At 69.3% G+C, this 18,417-nt stretch carries 18 protein-coding genes; 14 read left to right on the forward strand and 4 right to left on the reverse strand.

Annotation, left to right across the window (positions count from 1 at the left end; translation table 11 throughout):
• Positions 1-217 precede the first annotated feature (217 nt).
• The gene (locus tag JMV16_RS18945; RefSeq protein ID WP_201495853.1) at positions 218-394 is read left to right on the forward strand and encodes a hypothetical protein; all 177 of its coding nucleotides are present in this window, start codon (positions 218-220) and stop codon (positions 392-394) included.
• Positions 395-610: 216 nt separating this feature from the next.
• Here the strand turns inward: JMV16_RS18945 and metK are convergent, their stop codons facing one another.
• Positions 611-1,792, reverse strand: a complete 1,182-nt coding sequence (metK, locus tag JMV16_RS18950) for a methionine adenosyltransferase (protein WP_201495854.1) — start codon at positions 1,790-1,792, stop codon at positions 611-613.
• A 207-nt stretch (positions 1,793-1,999) separates the two neighbouring features.
• On the opposite strand from metK, the gene JMV16_RS18955 reads away from it, so the two are divergent.
• The 7 genes from JMV16_RS18955 (at position 2,000) to JMV16_RS18985 (ending at position 8,457) form a co-directional block, all read left to right on the forward strand.
• On the forward strand, positions 2,000-2,872 hold the full coding sequence (locus JMV16_RS18955) for a lysophospholipid acyltransferase family protein (RefSeq protein ID WP_201495855.1): 873 nt from the start codon (positions 2,000-2,002) through the stop codon (positions 2,870-2,872).
• Positions 2,869-3,753 (forward strand): lipid A biosynthesis acyltransferase, encoded by an 885-nt coding sequence (locus JMV16_RS18960; RefSeq protein ID WP_201495856.1) that lies wholly within the window; start codon positions 2,869-2,871, stop codon positions 3,751-3,753. Before JMV16_RS18955 ends, JMV16_RS18960 begins: the two co-directional genes overlap by 4 nt.
• A gap of 11 nt (positions 3,754-3,764) precedes the next feature.
• Entirely contained in the window at positions 3,765-4,628 is an 864-nt protein-coding gene (dapF, locus tag JMV16_RS18965; RefSeq protein ID WP_201495857.1) for a diaminopimelate epimerase, read from the forward strand.
• A complete protein-coding gene (locus tag JMV16_RS18970) occupies positions 4,625-5,320 on the forward strand; it encodes a DUF484 family protein (RefSeq protein WP_201495858.1) in 696 nt (231 codons plus the stop codon). The genes dapF and JMV16_RS18970 overlap by 4 nt, the downstream gene beginning before the upstream one ends.
• A 4-nt stretch (positions 5,321-5,324) precedes the next feature.
• Entirely contained in the window at positions 5,325-6,248 is a 924-nt protein-coding gene (locus JMV16_RS18975) for a tyrosine recombinase XerC (protein ID WP_201495859.1), read from the forward strand.
• Positions 6,249-6,276: 28 nt separating this feature from the next.
• Entirely contained in the window at positions 6,277-7,470 is a 1,194-nt protein-coding gene (locus tag JMV16_RS18980; RefSeq protein WP_201495860.1) for a class I SAM-dependent rRNA methyltransferase, read from the forward strand.
• 195 nt (positions 7,471-7,665) lie between these two features.
• Complete coding sequence (locus tag JMV16_RS18985; protein WP_201496028.1) at positions 7,666-8,457, forward strand: leishmanolysin-related zinc metalloendopeptidase; 792 nt, start codon at positions 7,666-7,668, stop codon at positions 8,455-8,457.
• A 10-nt stretch (positions 8,458-8,467) separates the two neighbouring features.
• On the opposite strand, the gene JMV16_RS18990 is transcribed toward JMV16_RS18985, so the two are convergent.
• Positions 8,468-8,947, reverse strand: coding sequence for an Lrp/AsnC family transcriptional regulator (locus JMV16_RS18990; protein WP_201495861.1), 480 nt, complete (start codon positions 8,945-8,947; stop codon positions 8,468-8,470).
• Between the two features lie 156 nt (positions 8,948-9,103).
• On the opposite strand from JMV16_RS18990, the gene glmS reads away from it, so the two are divergent.
• Positions 9,104-10,978, forward strand: coding sequence for a glutamine--fructose-6-phosphate transaminase (isomerizing) (gene glmS / locus JMV16_RS18995; protein ID WP_201495862.1), 1,875 nt, complete (start codon positions 9,104-9,106; stop codon positions 10,976-10,978).
• 410 nt (positions 10,979-11,388) lie between these two features.
• Positions 11,389-12,381, forward strand: coding sequence for a DUF3616 domain-containing protein (locus tag JMV16_RS19000; protein ID WP_201495863.1), 993 nt, complete (start codon positions 11,389-11,391; stop codon positions 12,379-12,381).
• Between the two features lie 255 nt (positions 12,382-12,636).
• On the opposite strand, the gene JMV16_RS19005 is transcribed toward JMV16_RS19000, so the two are convergent.
• Positions 12,637-13,320, reverse strand: a complete 684-nt coding sequence (locus tag JMV16_RS19005; protein ID WP_201495864.1) for a response regulator — start codon at positions 13,318-13,320, stop codon at positions 12,637-12,639.
• Positions 13,317-14,816 carry an ATP-binding protein gene (locus JMV16_RS19010; protein ID WP_201495865.1) on the reverse strand — a complete coding sequence of 500 codons (1,500 nt, stop codon included), beginning with the start codon at positions 14,814-14,816 and terminating at the stop codon, positions 13,317-13,319. The genes JMV16_RS19005 and JMV16_RS19010 overlap by 4 nt, the downstream gene beginning before the upstream one ends.
• Positions 14,817-14,964: 148 nt before the next feature.
• Here JMV16_RS19010 and JMV16_RS19015 point away from each other — a divergent pair, with 148 nt between their 5' ends.
• The 4 genes from JMV16_RS19015 to JMV16_RS19030 all read left to right on the forward strand — a co-directional run bounded on the left by JMV16_RS19015 (position 14,965) and on the right by JMV16_RS19030 (position 18,288).
• Positions 14,965-15,582 (forward strand): outer membrane beta-barrel protein, encoded by a 618-nt coding sequence (locus JMV16_RS19015; RefSeq protein WP_201495866.1) that lies wholly within the window; start codon positions 14,965-14,967, stop codon positions 15,580-15,582.
• Between the two features lie 173 nt (positions 15,583-15,755).
• Positions 15,756-16,055 carry a hypothetical protein gene (locus JMV16_RS19020; protein WP_201495867.1) on the forward strand — a complete coding sequence of 100 codons (300 nt, stop codon included), beginning with the start codon at positions 15,756-15,758 and terminating at the stop codon, positions 16,053-16,055.
• Positions 16,056-16,102: 47 nt separating this feature from the next.
• On the forward strand, positions 16,103-17,116 hold the full coding sequence (locus JMV16_RS19025; protein ID WP_201495868.1) for a YHYH protein: 1,014 nt from the start codon (positions 16,103-16,105) through the stop codon (positions 17,114-17,116).
• Positions 17,113-18,288 carry a HupE/UreJ family protein gene (locus JMV16_RS19030; protein ID WP_201495869.1) on the forward strand — a complete coding sequence of 392 codons (1,176 nt, stop codon included), beginning with the start codon at positions 17,113-17,115 and terminating at the stop codon, positions 18,286-18,288. Before JMV16_RS19025 ends, JMV16_RS19030 begins: the two co-directional genes overlap by 4 nt.
• Positions 18,289-18,417 lie beyond the last annotated feature (129 nt).

Here is an 18,417-nt window from a genome sequence, read left to right on the forward strand (position 1 = left end):
TGAGGGCAGGGTGGGCGTGGCCCAAGCCTGGGCTGGCGCCGGCAATTATTGTCGCGGGCGCCGCCGCTGCGGTGGCCAGGACTTGCCGGGTTGGCCTTGATCCCGCTCAAGGCGCGCACCGGCGCGGCCGCCCCCGCGCGGGGGCGGCCGCGCCCAGGACTGCGCCCGAGACAGAAGCCGGAGGCCCGCCTAGGGACATGCCGCCATTGAGTGGCCCATGAATGCCGACGAGTGCCTGGCCTGGGTCGCTGCGCAGACCGTGATGCATGAGTTCGTGCGGTGCGAAGTGCTTGCAATGACCGGTGCCACCGAGGCACAAGTCACCATTGCCGGCAATGTCCATGCTGTGCTGCGACCGCATCTGCGCGGCTGGCCGCGGTGGAACTGGAACTGACGGCGGCGCGCGATGAGACGTGTGCCGGCGGCCTGAGAACGACAACGGGCGCCCGTTGGCGCCCGCTCGACAAGTGTCCGCCCGACGCGGACGCTGGCTTAACAGACCGGCGGCTGCCTTCGGCGCGTCGACCTTGTCGGTACGTTGGTCTACGCTCACATCGCTGCGCGATATGAGCTTTGCCCCAGAACCGACAAGTTCGCTTCGCCCGGGGGGTTACAGCCCCGCGGCCGCGCGGAGCGCGTCGACCTTGTCGGTTCTTTCCCAGCTGAATTCCGGCTCTTCACGCCCGAAGTGGCCGTAGGCGGCGGTCTTCTCGTAGATGGGGCGCAGCAGGTCCAGCATCTGGATGATGCCCTTGGGGCGCAGGTCGAAGACCTGGGCCACGATGGCCGAGAGGCGCTCGTCGCTGAGCTTGCCCGTGCCTTCGGTGTAGACCGTGATGTTCATGGGCCGGGCCACGCCGATGGCGTAGGCCACCTGCACCTGGCACTGCTTGGCCAGGCCGGCGGCGACCACGTTCTTGGCCACGTAGCGGGCCGCGTAGGCGGCCGAGCGGTCGACCTTGGACGGGTCCTTGCCGCTGAAGGCGCCGCCGCCATGCGGGCAGGCGCCGCCATAGGTGTCGACGATGATCTTGCGGCCGGTGAGGCCGCAGTCGCCCTGGGGGCCGCCGACGACGAAGCGGCCGGTCGGGTTGATCAGGTACTTGGTGTCGGCCGTCAGGAATTCCTTGGGCAGCACCGGCTTGATGATTTCCTCGCGCACCGCCTCGTAGAAGGCGTCGGTCATCTTGTGGCCCAGGCTGTACTCGGGCGCGTGCTGGCTGCTCAGCACCACGGTGTCGATGCTGTGCGGCTTGCCGTCCACATAGCGCATCGTCACCTGGCTCTTGGCGTCGGGGCGCAGGAAGGGCAGGCGGCCGTCCTTGCGCAACTGGGCCTGGCGCTCCACCAGGCGGTGGGCGTAGTAGATGGGCGCCGGCATCAGCTCGGGCGTCTCGTCGCAGGCGTAGCCGAACATCAGGCCCTGGTCGCCGGCGCCAGTGTTGAGGTGGTCGTCGCTGGCGTGGTCCACGCCCTGGGCGATGTCGTTGCTCTGCTTGTCGTAGCAGACCATCACCGCGCAGCCCTTGTAGTCGATGCCGTACTCGGTGTTGTCGTAGCCGATGCGCTTGATGGTGTCGCGGGCGACCTGGATGTAGTCGACGTGGGCGTTGGTGGTGATCTCGCCCGCCAGCACCACTAGGCCGGTGTTGCACAGGGTCTCGGCGGCGACGCGGCTGCGCGGATCTTCCTTGAAGATTGCGTCGAGGATGGCGTCGGAGATTTGGTCGGCCACCTTGTCGGGATGGCCTTCAGACACGGATTCGGAGGTGAAGAGGAAGTCGTTCGCCACGGAGGCTCCTTTGGATTGCAATTGCTGACTTCGCGTCGTCGCTGGTCAGATGCTCTGGAGCCGCGGCGAACGCTTTAGCGGATTTGTTGAGTGCGGCCTGAACACAACGGCTCTGGCGGATCACCCGGTGGGCCTCGTTATCCTTGGCATCCACCCATCGCCCCGCAAGTTGTCCTTTAACTCGGCGACTCAGGGATTATACGAAGCATGAATCCGGTCCTGCTCTGGCTGTCGCGACGATCTCTGCGCTTTTTGCACGCGCTGGGCGGGGCGCTGGGCTGGACGGCCTATCTGTTGTCGGCCGGCTACCGCCATCGCCTGCGCGACAACGCGGCCCTGGCTGGCGTGAGCGAGGCCGACCTTCGCGCCAGCGTGGCCGAGGCCGGACGGCTCTACATGGAGCTGCCGCGCCTGTGGCTGCGCCCGCGCAGCCAGCCCATTGCCGATCCGGTGCAGTGGCAGGGCGCCGAGCTGGTGGAGGAACTGCTGGCACAGGGCCGCGGCCTGGTGCTGCTGACGCCGCACCTGGGCTGTTTCGAGGTCGCCGGCCAGGGCTATGCCGAGCGCTTCGGTGCCATCAAGCCCATGACCGTGCTGTACCGCCCGGCGCGCCAGGCCTGGCTGCGCGAGCTGGAGGAAACCGCCCGCGCCCGCGACGCGATGGTGCCGGTGCCGGCCAACCTGGCCGGGGTGAGGCTGATGCTGCGGGCTCTCAAGCGCGGCGAGACCGTGGGCCTGCTGCCCGACCAGGTGCCGCCCCACGGCATGGGCGTGTGGGCGCCCTTCTTCGGCAAGCCGGCCTACACCATGACGCTGGCGGCGCGCCTGGTGCTGCAGACCGGCGCTTCGGTGTGCCTGATCTGGGCCGTGCGCCTGCCGCGCGGCGCCGGCTACCGCATCGAGCTGGCGCCCTTGGCGCAGCCGTTGCCGGCGCGCGAGGGCCTGGACGAGGACGAATGGACGCGCGCCGCGGCCACCGCCATCAACCGCTCGATGGAGGCGGTGATCGCCCGCAGCCCGACCCAGTATCTGTGGGGCTACCACCGCTACAAGTCGCCGCGCCAGGTCGATTCCGCATGAACATCGCGGCGCGCCTGCTGCTGGCGCTGGTCTGGCTGCTCCACCTGCTGCCGCTGGGCCTGCAGGCGGCGCTGGGGCGGGCGCTGGGCCGGCTGATGCACGCGCTGGCCCACGGCAGGCGGCGCGTGGCGCTGCGCAATGTCGCGCTCTGCCTGCCCGAGCTGTCGGCGGCGGCCCAGCAGGCGCTGGTGCGCGAGCATTTCCAGTGGCTGGCGCGCAGCCTGCTTGAGCGTGGCCTGCTCTGGTATGCAAGCCGGGCGCGGCTCGAGCGGCTGATCAGGGTCGAGGGCGACGTCCACCTGGCCGAACGCAGCGAGCGCCCGGTGATGTGGCTGGTGCCGCACTTCCTGGCCGTCGACGTGGCCGGTGCGGCGACCCAGCTCTTCCAGACACGGCGCGTCTGCAATGTCTACACCGCGCAGAGCAATGGCGTGCTCGACGCCGCGCTGCTGCGCGGGCGAGGCCGCTTCGGCCTGGCCGACATGTTCACGCGCCAGCAAAGCGCCCTGCCCATGGTGCGCGCCATCAAGCGGGGCAGCGCCTTCTTCAACCCGTCGGACATGGACTTCGGCCTGCGTGACGCCGCCTTCGTGCCCTTCTTCGGCCACCCGGCGGCCACGCTGCTGGCGCCCTCGCGGCTGGCGCGCAGCCTGGCCATGGTGGTGCAGCCGGTGGTGGCCGAGATCCTGCCCGGCGGCCAGGGCTGGCGCGTGCGGTTCCTCGAACCCTGGAGCGATTGGCCCAGCGACGACGCCGAGGCCGACGCGGCGCGCATGAACGCCTGGATCGAGCAGCAGATCCGCGCGCTGCCGGCACAGTACCTGTGGGTACACAAGCGCTTCAAGACGAGGCCGCCGGGCGAGCCTCCGTTCTACGCGTGACAATCGCGCCCATGCGGCTACGGTTCACCAAGATGCAGGGCGCGGGCAACGACTTCGTCGTGCTCGACGGCACGCGCACGCCCCTGGCGCTGACGCCGGCGCAACTGCAGCGCCTGGGCGACCGCCGCTTCGGCGTCGGCGCCGACCAGATCCTGGCGGTCGAACGCAGCACCACGCCCGGCGTCGATTTCCGCTACCGCATCTTCAACGGTGCCAGCGGCGACGAGGTCGAGCACTGCGGCAATGGCGCGCGCTGCTTCGTGCGCTACGTGCATGAGCACGGCCTCACCGACAAGACGCGGGTGCGCGTCGAAACCGTCAACAACCTGCTCGAGTTGCAGCTCCAACCCGACGGCCGCGTCACCGTGGACATGAACCGCCCGGTCTTCGACCATGACCGCATCCCCTTCGACGCCAGCGGCCTGGCGCCGCGGCGCCTGCCCGACGAAATCAGCGGCTTCGAGCTGTGGCCTCTGGAAGGGGTGGATGGCGTCGAACTGGCCGTGCTGTCTATGGGCAACCCGCATGCGGTGCTGCGCGTGGCCGATGTCGACGCTGCGGCCGTGGCCGACCTGGGGCCGCGCATCGAGACCCACGCGCGCTTTGCCCGTCACGTCAACGTCGGCTTTCTGCAGGTGCTGTCGCGCGGCGAGGTGCGGCTGCGCGTACACGAGCGCGATGCCGGCGAGACCCTGGCCTGCGGCACCGGCGCCTGCGCCGCCGTGGTGGCTGGCATCCGCCTGGGCTGGCTCGACCGGCGTGTCGAGCTGCATGCGCGCGGCGGCGATCTGCTCATCGAATGGCCTGCCCTTGAGGCCAGCGTGCTGATGACCGGCCCGGCGCAAACCGTCTTTGAAGGAGAGATCGAACTGTGAGCAACCCCACTGGGCCGTCAACCGGCGTCCATGGCATCACCGAGGCCGACATCGCCAACTACCTGGCCAACACGCCCGGCTTCTTCGAGCGCCATGCCGACCTGCTGGCCAGCGTCCACCTGACCAGCCCGCACGGCCAGCGCGCCGTCTCACTGCAGGAGCGGCAGATGGAAATGCTGCGCGAGCGCATCAAGGGCCTGGAGATGCGCATCGTCGAGATGATCCGCCACGGCCAGGAGAACCTGGCCATCGCCGACCGCCTGCACCGCTGCACGCGCAGCGTCCTGCTCACCGCCGATGCGCGCGAGCTGCCGGCGCGGCTGGTCGAGTCGCTGCAGCACGAGTTCATGATTCCCCAGGCCGCCATCCGCCTGTGGGGCCTGGGCGAGGCCCTGGCTGCCGAGCCCTGGGCGCAGCCGGCCAGCAGCGATGTGCAGAGCTTCACCGCCAGCCTGACCGTGCCCTATTGCGGCGTCAACGCCGGCTTCGAGGCGGCGCGCTGGTTCGCCGAACCGTCGGCCGTGATGTCGCTGGCGATGATTCCGCTGCGCCACGGCGACACCAGCTTCGGCCTGTTGGTGCTGGGCTCGCCCGACCCGACGCGCTATGCCGCCGACATGGGCACTGACTTCCTGCAGCGCGTGGGCGAGATCGCCGGCGCCGCACTGTCGCGGTTGCGCACGCCGGCCTGACGCCATGGCCGCGCCGGGCGCGGAGGTCCAGGCCTTTCTCGACCACCTGCGCGTCGAGCGCCGGCTGGCGGCCCGCACGCTCACCCTCTACACCGAGGCGCTGGCCGGCTTGGAGGCCGCGGCGCTGGCTGCCGGCGTCGAACTGCGCACGGCACGCCCCCACCACCTGCGCGGCTGGGTGGCGCAATTGCGCGGCCGGGGTCTGGCGCCGCGCAGCATCGCCATCGCGCTGGCGGCCTGGCGCGGGCTCTACCGCTGGTGGGGGCGACAGGGCCTGGTGGAAGCCAACCCGGTGGACGGCCTGCGCCCGCCCAAGGCGGCCAAGCCGCTGCCCAAGGCGCTCTCGGTCGAGCACGCCGTGGCGCTGGCCGAGCACGAGGGCGTGCCCGGCGATGCCGCATTGATGGCGCGCGACCGTGCCATCACCGAACTGCTCTACGGCTGCGGCCTGCGCGTGGCCGAGCTGACCGGGCTGGACGTGCAGGCCGGCACGCAGGCGCGCGGCTGGGTCGATCTCGACGATGCCAGCGCCCAGGTACTGGGCAAGGGCGGCAAGTGGCGAAGCCTGCCGATGGGCGGCGCGGCGATCAATGCGCTGCGCGAATGGCTGGCGCTGCGGCCCACGCTGGCGCACCTGGAGGAGGCCGCGCTCTTCGTCAGCCGCCGCGGCACGCGGCTGTGTACCAACCAGCTGCGCAACCGCCTGCGCGAACAGGCCCGCCAGGCCGGCCTGCCCACGCGTGTACACCCCCACATGCTGCGCCACAGCTATGCCAGTCACCTGCTGCAAAGCAGTGGCGACCTGCGCGCAGTGCAGGAGCTGCTGGGCCACGCCAGCATCGCCACGACCCAGGTCTATACCAAGCTCGACCACCAGCACCTGGCCAAGGTCTACGACGCGGCCCACCCGCGCGCCCGCCGCAAGTGAAGCGGCGGTGCGCTGAGACAATCGGCGCATGAAATCCATCCGTCTGCACGAGGGAAAAGAGCGCTCGCTGCTGCGCCGCCATCCCTGGGTCTTTCAGGGCAGCGTGGCGCGCGGCAAGGCCGATGCCGGCGAGACGGTGCGCATCGAGTCCGCCGAGGGCCGCTTTCTCGCCTGGGGCGCCTACAGCCCGAGCTCGATGATCCGCGTGCGCGCCTGGAGCTTCGACGAGGGCGAGCGCATCGACGCCGACTTCTTCGCCCGTCGCATTGCACGCGCCGTGGCACTGCGCGCCCGCCTGCCCATCGCGAGCAGCGGCGTGCGCCTGGTGCATGGCGAGGCCGACGGCCTGCCGGGCCTGATCGTCGACCGCTATGGCGATTTGCTGAGCGCGCAATTCCTCTGTGCCGGCACCGAGCGCTGGAAGGGAGTGATCGCCGACGCACTGCTCGCCGCCACGGGCCTGCAGCGGCTTTATGAGCGCTCAGATTCCGGCGTGCGCGGGCTCGAAGGCCTCACGCCGCAGACCGGCTGGCTGCGCCAGCCCGTGGGCGATGGGGGCGAAACCGAGTGCACGATTTCCGAGCACGACTGGCGCCTGACACTGGACGTGGCCAGCGGCCACAAGACCGGCTTCTACCTCGACCAGCGCGACAACCGCGCCGCCTTCGCGCGCTGGGTGCGCCAGTTCGGCTTGAAGCGCGTGCTCAACTGCTATTGCTACACCGGCGGCTTCACGGTGGCGGCGCTCTCAGGCGGGGCCGAGCAGGTGGTGAGCGTCGACTCGTCGGCGCCGGCCATTGCGCGCGTGCGCGAGCATCTGGCGCTCAACGGTTTCGACGCGGCGCGCGGCGAGGGCGTGGACGGCGACGTCAACCAGTACCTGCGCGACAGCCTCAAGGAGGGCCGCGTCTTCGACGCCATCGTGCTCGACCCGCCCAAGTTCGCGCCCACCGCGGCCCATGCCGAGCGCGCCAGCCGCGCCTACAAGGACATCAACCGGCTCGCGCTCAAGCTGCTGCAGCCCGGCGGCCTGCTGCTCACCTTCAGCTGCAGCGGCGGCATTGGGGCCGAGCTGTTCCACAAGATCGTCGCCGGTGCGGCCCATGATGCCGGCGTCGATGGCGCCATCCTGCAGCGCCTCGAAGGTGCCTGCGACCACCCGACGACCCTGGTTTTTCCGGAAGGCGAGTATCTGAAGGGCCTGGCGCTGCTCAAGTACTGAGCGTGTCTCGAGGCCTGCGCCTGGCAGGGGCGGGCGGAGCCTTTTGCCAGGAGTGCGGAGCAGACTCGTCGACCCCCTTGTTCGGGGTGGGACAAAGGCGCGCAGACCGGCATTTCTTGCGCCCCGCGCAGGGTGAGGCGGGCGAGAATCCAGCCCAACTGCACCCCCTGCCACAACTCCAATAAGCGACCGACCATGAAGTTCACTCCCAAGCTGATCGCCATCGCCGCCCTGTGCGCGGCCTCGGCCGGCGCGCAGGCCGCGTTCACCATCAATCTCTCCTTCACCGGGTTGACGGCGACGCAGGAGTCCTATTTCACGGCCGCGAAATCCTTCTGGGAAGGCGTGATCACGGGCTACGTGGGCAGCGCCACGCTGGGCGGCCTGGTCATCGACGCCTCGGGCCAGGCCATCGACGGCGTCGGCGGTGTGCTTGGCAGCGCCGGCCCGACCGGCGGGGTCTTTTCCGGGGGCTACGCCTATGCCACCGATGGGGTGATGCAGTTCGACACCGCCGACATCGACAGCATGATTGCGGCCGGCTCCTTCACCGACGTCATCCGCCACGAGATGGCCCACACCATAGGCTTCGGCACCGTGTGGGATCTGAACAATGTCTATGTCGACGGCAGTGGCCAGTACACCGGCGCCCATGCGTTGGCGGCCTATCGCGTCGAGTACAACCAGCCCGGCGCGACCTTCGTGCCGGTTGAACTCGGTGGCAGTCCAGGCACCGCCAATAGCCACTGGAACGAGGTCGACAATGGCACAGGCAATACGGGCCTCATCGACCCGCAGGGCCGCGACATGCGCCGCGAACTGATGACCGGCTGGCTCAATACACCCGCCTATTTGAGCGCCACCACGCTGGCCTCGTTCCAGGACATTGGCTACGTGCTCGCGCTCAGCCCGGTGCCCGAACCCGCGCCCTACGCCCTGCTGCTGGCCGGCATGGCCGTGGTGGCGCTGCGCCGCCGTCACGGCTGAAGAAAAGGCCTCAGGCCGGGCCGGCTAGGCCCTGCAGGTCGACGCGCGGCTCGAACTTCGCCCGCTTGACGCTGAAGAAGGCCTTCACGTTGCGCACATTGGCGTCCTGCGTGAACAGGCGCTGAACCAGCGCGTGGTAGGCCGCCATGTCGCGCACCTGGAGCACCAACACGAAGTCCGGCCCGGGTGAGACGCGCCAGCACTGCTGCACGGCGGCATCGGCCACGGCGCGCTGCTCGAAGGCGTCGAGGTGCTCGGCGCCCTGGCGGTCGAGCGTGATCTCGACCAGCGCCGTGAGACCCGCGCCCAGGCGCTGCGGATCAAGCAACGCCACCCTTCGCGTGATCACCCCTTCCTCCACCAGCCGCCGCACCCGGCGCAGCGCCGTCGCGGGCGAGGTCAGGGCGCGCTCGGCCAGTTCCTGGTTGGACAGCGAGGCGTCGGCCTGCAGCAGATCAAGCAGGCGCAGGTCGGTGGCGTCGAATTCCATGATGAAAAGTTTGAACTAAATGTTTGTAGAACAAAAGCAAATATTTCATCAGCCTGCGGCGAGTGGAAATTCCTTCACGATTGCGTATTGAATGAAATTTTTCACCGCCTCGCCTGGCCTAGGATTCGCCATCCCGTCTGGAAGGAGAGTTCTCCCATGTGTGGCATCGTCGGCGCCGTCAGCACCCGCAACATCGTTCCCATCCTCATTGAAGGCCTGAAGCGGCTCGAGTACCGCGGCTATGACAGCTGCGGCGTGGCCGTACACCAGGGCGGCGAACTGCGGCGAGCGCGCAGCACCTCGCGCGTGGCCGAGCTGGAGGTCAATGTCGCTGCCGAGGGCATTGGTGCCAGCACCGGCATCGCGCACACGCGCTGGGCCACGCACGGCGCGCCGGCGGTACACAACGCCCATCCTCACTTCTCGGCCGGCCCGGGCGCCGCCGCGGCGGCCAGCGGCAAGATCGCGCTGGTTCACAACGGCATCATCGAGAACCACGACGAGCTGCGCGCCGAACTGCGCCAGCGCGGCTATGTGTTCGCCAGCCAGACCGACACCGAGGTCATCGCCCACCTGGTCCACAGCCTCTACGACGGTGATCTGCTCGAGGCCGTGCAGCGCGCGCTGCCGCGCCTGCGCGGCGCCTATGCGGTGGCGGTGTTCTGCCGCGACGAGCCGCTGCGCGTGGTGGGTGCGCGCCACGGCTCGCCGCTGGTGCTGGGCGTGGGCACGGCCGCGGCCGGAGAGAACTTCCTCGCCTCCGACGCCATGGCCCTGGCCGGCGTGACCGACCAGATCGTCTACCTGGAAGAGGGCGACGTCGTCGACCTGCAACTGGGCCGCTACTGGATCACCTCGGCCGAGGCTCCCGGCCCCGAGGCGCGCTACCTGCCGCGCGAGCGAGTGGTGCGCACGGTACACGCCCACAGCGGCGCCGCCGAGCTGGGCCCTTACCGGCACTACATGCAAAAGGAGATCTTCGAGCAGCCTCGCGCGCTGGCCGACACGCTGGAAGGCGTCGAGGGCATCAGCCCCGAGCTCTTTGGCGACGGCGCCCACCGCATCTTCAAGGAGATCGACCGCGTGCTCATCCTGGCCTGCGGCACCAGCTCCTACAGCGGCATGACGGCCAAGTACTGGCTGGAGAGCATCGCCGCCATACCCACAGCGGTGGAGATCGCCAGCGAATACCGCTACCGCGACAGCGTGCCCGACCCGCGCACCCTGGTCGTCACCATCAGCCAGAGCGGCGAGACCGCCGACACGCTGGCGGCGCTGAAGCACGCGCGCAGCCTGGGCATGAAGCACACGCTGACCATCTGCAACGTGGCCACCAGCGCCATGGTGCGCGAATGCGAGCTGGCCTACATCACGCGTGCCGGGGTCGAGATCGGCGTGGCCAGCACCAAGGCCTTCAGCACCCAGCTGGCGGCGTTGTACCTGCTGACCCTGGCCCTGGCCCAGGTGCGCGGCCGCCTCAGCGATGCGCAGGAAGCCGCGGAGCTGAAGGCGCTGCGCCATCTGCCGGTGGCGCTGCAGGCGGTGCTGGCGCTGGAGCCGCAGGTCATTGCCTGGAGCGAGGACTTCGCGCGCAAGGAAAACGCCCTCTTCCTGGGGCGCGGCCTGCACTACCCCATCGCGCTGGAAGGCGCGCTCAAGCTCAAGGAGATCAGCTACATCCACGCCGAGGCCTACCCGGCCGGCGAGCTCAAGCACGGCCCGCTGGCGTTGGTGACCGACCAGATGCCGGTGGTGACGGTGGCGCCCAACGACGCGCTGCTGGAAAAGCTCAAGAGCAACCTGCAGGAAGTGCGCGCACGCGGCGGCCAGTTGTATGTCTTCGCCGACGGCGACACCCAGATCGAGAACGAGCCCGGCGTTCACGTCATCCGCATGCCCGAGCACTACGGCGCGCTCAGCCCCATCCTGCACGTCGTGCCGCTGCAACTGCTGGCCTACCACACGGCCTGCGCACGCGGCACCGACGTCGACAAGCCGCGCAACCTGGCCAAGAGCGTGACGGTGGAGTAGGGCGAGGCGGGCTGCCCGCCTGTTGTTCTCTGACAATAAAAGTTGTCCAGAGACATTAAGACCTGTCCAGGATTTGAGGCACTCCCCCGGGCTGTTACACGTTCCGCTCCCCAAGCGCTGCTGCGGGCCACAGTCGGAGCATCAGGGTCGCCCGCCGAGTTGCCGGGCGAGGAAGCACGGGCAGCCAAGTAGGCCCGTTCCGCCTGGTGACTTTCAAGAAGAGTGCCAAAGGACCCTCGTCTTCCGGATGCCACAGCAACCCACCTGCCGCTGCGCGTCGGCACTGAGATGGTTGCTTCGACTGAGCTGCACGCGGCATTGACACGAAGCCCGGCCACGCATCCCAATACGGTGGCGCCCGGTGTGTCATGTCGATCCCCCGGGCGCCGGTCCCAACAGTAAGGAATGGCATGCGATTGCCACACGCTTCTTCGTCGTTGTCGGCCCTCGCGCTGATGCTGTTCGCCGGCGCCGCGCCGGGCGCACCCGCCTCCGCCGTCATGACCTACCGCGGACCATGCGATGCCTCGGCCGCCGTAGCCCTGGACGCTGCTCATTTCGTCGTCGCCGGCGACGAGGACAACACGTTGCGCGTCTACAGGCACGGGCGGCCGGAGCACGTGGGCGAGGCGCCGCTCGCCGCCTTCCTCGGCACCGGCGACAAGGAGTCGGACCTCGAGGCCGCGGCGGCCGTCGGCAGGCGCATTTACTGGATCGCCTCGCATGGCCGCAACAGCAAGGGCAAGCTGCGGCCCGACAGGCAGCGTTTCTTCGCCACCGATATCGATCCGGGTGCGCAGCCGGGCGTAACCCCGGCGGGAAAGCCTTACCGCGGTCTGCTCGACGACTTGGCCGCCGCGCAGACGTTGGCGGGTCTGCGTCTCGGCGAGGCAGCGCAGCTCGCGCCCGAGGCGCCCGGCGGACTGAACATCGAAGGGCTGGCGGCGATGCCCGATGGCAGCCTGCTGGTTGGATTCCGCAACCCGGTGCCAAACGGTCGGGCGCTGCTGGTGCCGTTGCTCAACCCCGCAGAGCTCGTTGGGACCGTGTCTGGGCGCAAGGCACGTTTCGGCGAGCCGATCCTGCTCGAACTGCGCGGCCGTGGAGTTCGCAGCATCGAGCGCGCCCTTGACGGCCGTGGTTACTGGATAGTCGCCGGGCCGGCATCCGACGCCGGTGCGTTCAGGCTGTACCGCTGGTCGGGCCAGTCGAAAGACGCGCCGCAGATCGTCGACAGCAGCGAACTTGTCGGCCTCAGGCCCGAGGCGCTGTTCGATCTGCCGAGTGGCGGCGGCGGCTTGCAGATCCTGAGCGACGACGGCGGCGTCGTGACCAACGGCAGGGCGTGCAAGGACCGGCCGATGTCTGCGCAGGGGTTCCGCGGTATCACGCTGCATCCCTGAGCGCAGAGGAGTTCACGCCGCCGATGCTGTCGAGAAGTCACGGCCTGGCGACAGCATTCGTTCGCGGGTGCGACATGGTGGGTGGAATATGAAGCGGCTGAACGACTGCATCCGAAGGTCACGAACTGGTGCTGACGACCAGGAGCGGGTGCTCTGGACCGTCCGGTTCAAGCCATCGGACCTCCGTGATGCCTGCGCGGCGAGACCGCTGCAAGTCGTTGACCGGGCATGGGTTGGGACAGCCGCGATCCGATCTCACGCTGCCGGCGGGTCGAAGCGATAGCCCACGCCGTAGACCGAGGCGATGCAGTCGTCATCGGCGCGCACCGACTGCAGCTTTCGCCGCAGGTTTTTCACATGCGTGTCGATGGCGCGGTCGCTCACGTCGCGCAGGTCGCCATGGGCGCTGTCCAACAATTGGGCGCGTGAGAACACCCGCCCCGGCTGGCTCAGCAACTGCCGCAGCATGCGGAATTCCAGCGGCGTCAGCTGCAGCCACTGGCCGCGCCAGGCCATGCGCAGGCCGGCGTCGTCGATGGTCCAGGGGCGCGGCGCGGCGGCCACGCGGCCTTCGGCGCGGCGCAGCAGGGCCTGCACGCGGGCCATCACCTCGCGCGGGCTGAAGGGCTTGCAGACATAGTCGTCGGCGCCACTGTTCAGGCCCAGCAGGCGGTCGAGTTCATCCACCCGCGCAGTCAGCATCAGGATGGGCACGGCGCTGAACTGGCGCACGGCTCGGCAAAGGCTCACGCCATCCAGCCCCGGCAGCATCAGGTCCAGGATGAGCAAGTCCGGCGGCGCATGGCGGATCTCGGACAGCGCCAGTTCGCCGTCGGCCAGCGCCTGCGCCTGGTGGCCGTCGTTGCGCAGGTAGTCGAGCAGAAGCTGCGAGATGCGCGTGTCGTCTTCCACCACCAGGATGCGGCGTGCGGCGTTCATGGGCGGGCGCCTGCATCGGCGTCGGCTTGCGGCTGCGTTGCGGTTGGAGCCCCCCCGTTCAGCGGCAAAGTCACGGTGATGCGCAGGCCGCCCAGCGTCGAGGCCGAGGCACGCAGTTGGCCGCCATGCGCCCGCGCGATGGCCTCGCAAATCGCCAGACCCAGGCCGCTGCCGCCATGCAGGCGCGCGCGCGCCGCGTCGCCGCGGTACAGCGGCTCGAAGAGTTGCGGCCACTGGTCGGCAGGCACGCCGGGAGCGCTGTCTTCCACGACCAGCTTCACTTCGTCGCCGGCCTGTTGCAGTCCGATGCGGATCTGGCCCGGCGCGTCGGTGTAGCGCAGGCTGTTTTCCATCAGGTTGGCCAGCAATTGCTCTACGCGGTCGGCGTCCCAAGTCACCGGCACTGCTGGCGTTTGTGGGGCAGCAGGCCCTTGCAGGCTGACGCTCAGCCCGGCCGCGCGGGCCCGGCCTTCGAAGCGGCGGGCCACACGCTGCAGCAGTTCCAGCGCATCGGTGGGCGCAAAGTGGCAAGGCAGCGCCTGCAGGTCTGACGTCGCCAGCAGGTGCAGGTCGTCGACCAGCTTGCCGATGCGCAGCACCTCGTCGTGCAGCACGCCGATGGCTTCAAGCCGCAGCGGCCGCACGCCGTCTTGCAGCGCTTCAATGTCGCCGCGCAGCACGGTCAGCGGCGTGCGCAATTCGTGCGAGATGTCGGCCAGCCAGCGCCGACGGGCGCCTTCCAGGCGTTGCAGTCCTTCGGCCATGCGATTGACGTTGCGCACCACGTCGCCGATCTCGTCGCTGCGGTCGGCCAGGTCAGGCCCGGCCGGCAGGCGCACCGTCAATTCGCCACGGGCCAGGCGTTGCGTGGCGTCCTGCACGGCGGCCAGCGGGCGCGTCCAGCGGCGCGCCAGCAAGGCCGCCGTGAGCAGTGCCAGCGCCATGAGCCCCAGCGAGCCGGCCGCGATGACGCGGTACTGGTCGTGCAGGAAGCGCGCCTCTCCGCCGTCACGCACCAGCGGCTTCGGCCGCATGCGGGCCAGCGCCACCACTTCGCCGTTGACGCGCACCGGGCGCTCGACGACCGGGCCGGCGCCGCCCCTGCCGGCCGACAGCGGTGACCCCGCCAGCACCCGGCCATCCAGAGCGACCACCTGAACCCGGTCCGGAAACGGGTCGGAGTCGGGCCCTGGCGGCGGACGTCGGTCTTGCGGGGCAGGCAGGCCTGGCAGGCTCAGCGGCGGGGGATTCAGTTCGTCCAGCAAGGTGCGAAGGTCGAGCCGGCCCTGCAGCAAGTCGGGCAAGCCGCCCGGTCGTGCGGCGGCCGCGCCCACCACACCGGCGAAGCGCTCCAGGTGCGCGACGTCGCGCGCTGCCAGGTAGTTGCCGAAGCCGTTGCGCAGATTCCAGGCCGTCAGGCCGCCCAGGGCCAGCACGGCCAGGCCGGCGAAGGCCAGCAAGGTCAGGGACAGGGTGTGGACAAGGCGCAGACGCATGGGAAGCCGGGGTGTCGTGAGGTGTCCATTGGACATCCGCATCGTGAGGACATTGTGAGCACCGCCTCATCGTTGCCCCGCATTGCCGGGGCAAATTCAGTGCACATCACCGGCTCGCACCGGGCCGGCCCACCGTAGGAGATCCTTGATGAAGAAGCCAACCCGCCACCTCCCCTTTCCCCGTGTTCTCGGCGCCCTTGCGCTGGCAATTGGGTTCGTCTCCATCGCAATCGCTGACGAGGCTCCGGCCCCGGCTGGTGATGCGACGGGGCCCTACGTGGGCATCGGCCTGGGCTTGAGCAAGCTGGGGCCCCGCAACGAGGGCAAGGACGGCGCGCATGGCGAACGCCCCGGGGCCGCCAAGCTCTATGGCGGCTACCGCCTCACCGAGACCTGGGGCGTGGAAGCGGGCTTGGTGAAGTTGGGGGGCATGCACAACGACACCCTTGCCAATGACGGCTCCAAGGTGCACCACAACGGCGAAGCGCAAAGCCTGTACGCGGCGGGTACCGGACGCCTGGCGCTGGGCCATGGCTTCTCGCTCACCGGCAAGGCGGGCGTGTCATTCGGCCGCGTCAGCGCCAAGGAGTCGGGTGACACCAACTTCACACTGGGCGGGAACAAGGCCTCGCCGCTGCTGGGCATAGGCGCGGAATACAAGGTCAACCGCAACGTCGCGTTGACCATCGATCTGGATGGCTACGGAAAGGTGTCTGACAAGGTCAAGGCCGCCACGGCCACCGTGGGCGCGCGCTACAGCTTCTAGTCGCCCGCGCCTGCCGTCGGTGGGCATCAGCCTCGAGTTCTGAGCCCGCCGACCACTACCGGCGCAACTGTGTGCACACCGTGGGGAGCTTGCCATATTGGCTCCGCATTGACTGCGCAGAGTTCGGCCTCGTTGCCGGCCCGTCGGGCCGGCTGTCACCCCGGAGAACAGTCATGACCATTCGCCACTTCGCTCGGGCACACCTGGGCCTGACCACCCTTGCCACGGCCTTGCTGTCGGCCTGCGCCTGCGCCCAGCCTGCCGGCGGCCACGACCGCCCGCCACCCCCGCCCGAGGCGCTGGCCGCTTGCAAGGCGGCCGCAGCCGGCGCCGCCTGCAACTTCAACTCGCCGCACGGCGCGGTCAGCGGCAGTTGCTGGGCACCCGAGGGTAAGCCGTTGGCCTGCAAACCCACCAACCCGCCCCCGGCCGCGGCCGCGGCCGCGCGTCCGGGCTCGTCGGCAAAGCCCTGAACTGACCGGCTTCCGTATCCGCAGCTCTGCGTGAAAGGACAAGTCTGATGCTTCCCAACCCGAGTGACGCTTCCATGCAAACCACACTACCCCAATACCAAATCCAGCCCCATCTCCAGAACCAACCCCGCAAGACCTGGGCGCCTGTCATGGCTGCGCTGGTGGCCGGCCTCGCGCTGGCCGCCTGTGGCGGGGGCGATGCCAGCACCACCACCGACTCCACCACCGCCGGCACGGGCACCGCGGGCGTGCTGTGCAGTTACGCCAGCAGCGTCTTCAACAGCTCCGCCTCCGTCAACGCGACGGCCACCGCGACCTGGTCGTGCACCAGCACCCAACGCAAGCTCGCTGCCAACGGTCTGCCAGACCACGCCGTGGGCACCTTCCCCAACGCCGACAACCCCAACACCATCGCCGCGCAGACCATCGCGGTCGCCGTGACCGTGACACCCACCGCGACATCGGTCGTCACGCCGCGTGTCGGGGCCACGGACAAGCCCGGCATCGCCTTGAACGGCATCGTCTTCGACCCGGGCACGGCGGGCACCTGCAACAACGCCGGCACTTGTCAGCAAGGTGGCGCGACTGTGGGCGGCTGGAGCCTGGAGGCGTTGGGCCAGACCGCCTTCAAATGGGGAACAGACTCCAGCAACGCGCATGTGCAGCCGAACGGCATGTACCACTACCACGGTGTTCCAGAGGGCCTGCTCACCAAGTTGGGCAATGGAAACAAGGCCATGACCTTGATCGGCTGGGCGGCCGATGGGTTTCCGATCTATGCGCGTTACGGCTACACGACCGCCACCGACGCCAGCTCGGCCGTCAAGGTCGTCACGGCCAGCTACCGCCTCAAGACCGCGCCGGATGCCAGTCGACCGGCGACGACCCTCTATGCCATGGGCACCTTCACGCAGGACTATGAGTACGTGGCTGGCGCGGGTGATCTGGACGAATGCAATGGCCGCACCGGCGTGACGCCCGAGTTTCCCAAGGGCACATACCACTACTACGCGACAGACACCTTCCCCCACCTGCAGCGCTGCGTGAAGGGCCAGTTGTGAGCGCTGCCGCGCAACGCTGGTGCCGTGCCACGCTGGCCGGGCTGGCGCTGTGCGGCGCCCTGCTAGCCGCCGTGCCCGCCCAGGCCCATCTGATGGCGGCGCAGAAGGGAACGCTCAACATCGTCGGCGATGCCGCCTTCCTGGTGTTGTCGGTGCCGGTGTCGGCCTTGCAGGGTGTGGACGACGACGGCGACGGCGCCCTGTCGGTGGCCGAATTGCGCGCCCACACCGACACCGTCCGCAGCCAGGTGCAGGCCGGCGTGAAACTGCACGACAGCGCGGGGGCGCTGCCCCTGCAGCTGGTGATGCTGGACGTGGCACCGCCCGAGAACGCACCGCAGCCGGCGGCGCGCCATCTGACGGTGATGGGGCGGTTCCAGCTTCGCGCGCCGGCCGCACAGCCGGCCGCCACGGTGGCGGCGGTGCAGTCCCTTCCGCTGTCGCTGACCTTCACACTGTTCGGCACGGCTGCCGGCGAAAGACAGCAAGACCTGACCATCACCCGGCAGTCCGACACGCAGTGGCTGCGCTTGATGCCCGATCACCCGACCCACGCCCTGCTGCCGTCTGCCGGGGCGGTGCTGGCCGAGTACGTGCGCACCGGCGCCACGCACGTGCTGAGCGGCCCCGATCACCTGCTGTTCCTGCTGGTAGTGCTGGCCGCGGGCTGGGGCTGGAAGCGCCTGCTGGGCGCCCTGACCTGCTTCACGGCCGGCCACGCGCTGACCCTACTGGCCTGCATGTGGGGCGGCTGGTCGGCACCAGCGGCCTTGGTGGAGCCGGCCATCGCCGCCACCATCGTCGGGCTGGCCGCTTTCGACCAGTGGACACGACGCTGTGCCCGGCCCCTGCACACCGGCGTGCGGCTGTCCCTGGTGTTCGCCTGCGCGTTGGTCCACGGCCTGGGTCTGGCCGGCGCGCTGGCCGAACTGACGCGGTGGGCGCCAGGCAGCGAGCAGTTGACCTGGGCGCTGGTCGGTTTCAACCTCGGCATCGAAGCGGCGCAAGTCGGCGTGGCCGCGCTGGCGGGCCTGTTGGTGCTGGGGCTAAGAGCTGCGCCAAAGGGTTGGATGCAGCCGCTGGAAGCGCAGCGGGTCGGCACCATGGCCTCGGCCGCTGCGATGATGGCCGGCTCGTTCTGGTTCATTGAACGTGTAGCCCTGTCCATCTAGCCGCTGGCATTGCGGCACAAACAAGGAGACCTCGTTGACCGCTTTGCCACCGACCACCCCAACGGCCCCAACCTCGCACACGCGGCGCCGTACGCCAAGGCGCCGCAGCGTCCTGGCCTGGGCCCTTGC

The organism is Rubrivivax sp. A210 (assembly GCF_904426505.1).
Classification (GTDB): Bacteria; Pseudomonadota; Gammaproteobacteria; order Burkholderiales; family Burkholderiaceae_C; genus Rubrivivax.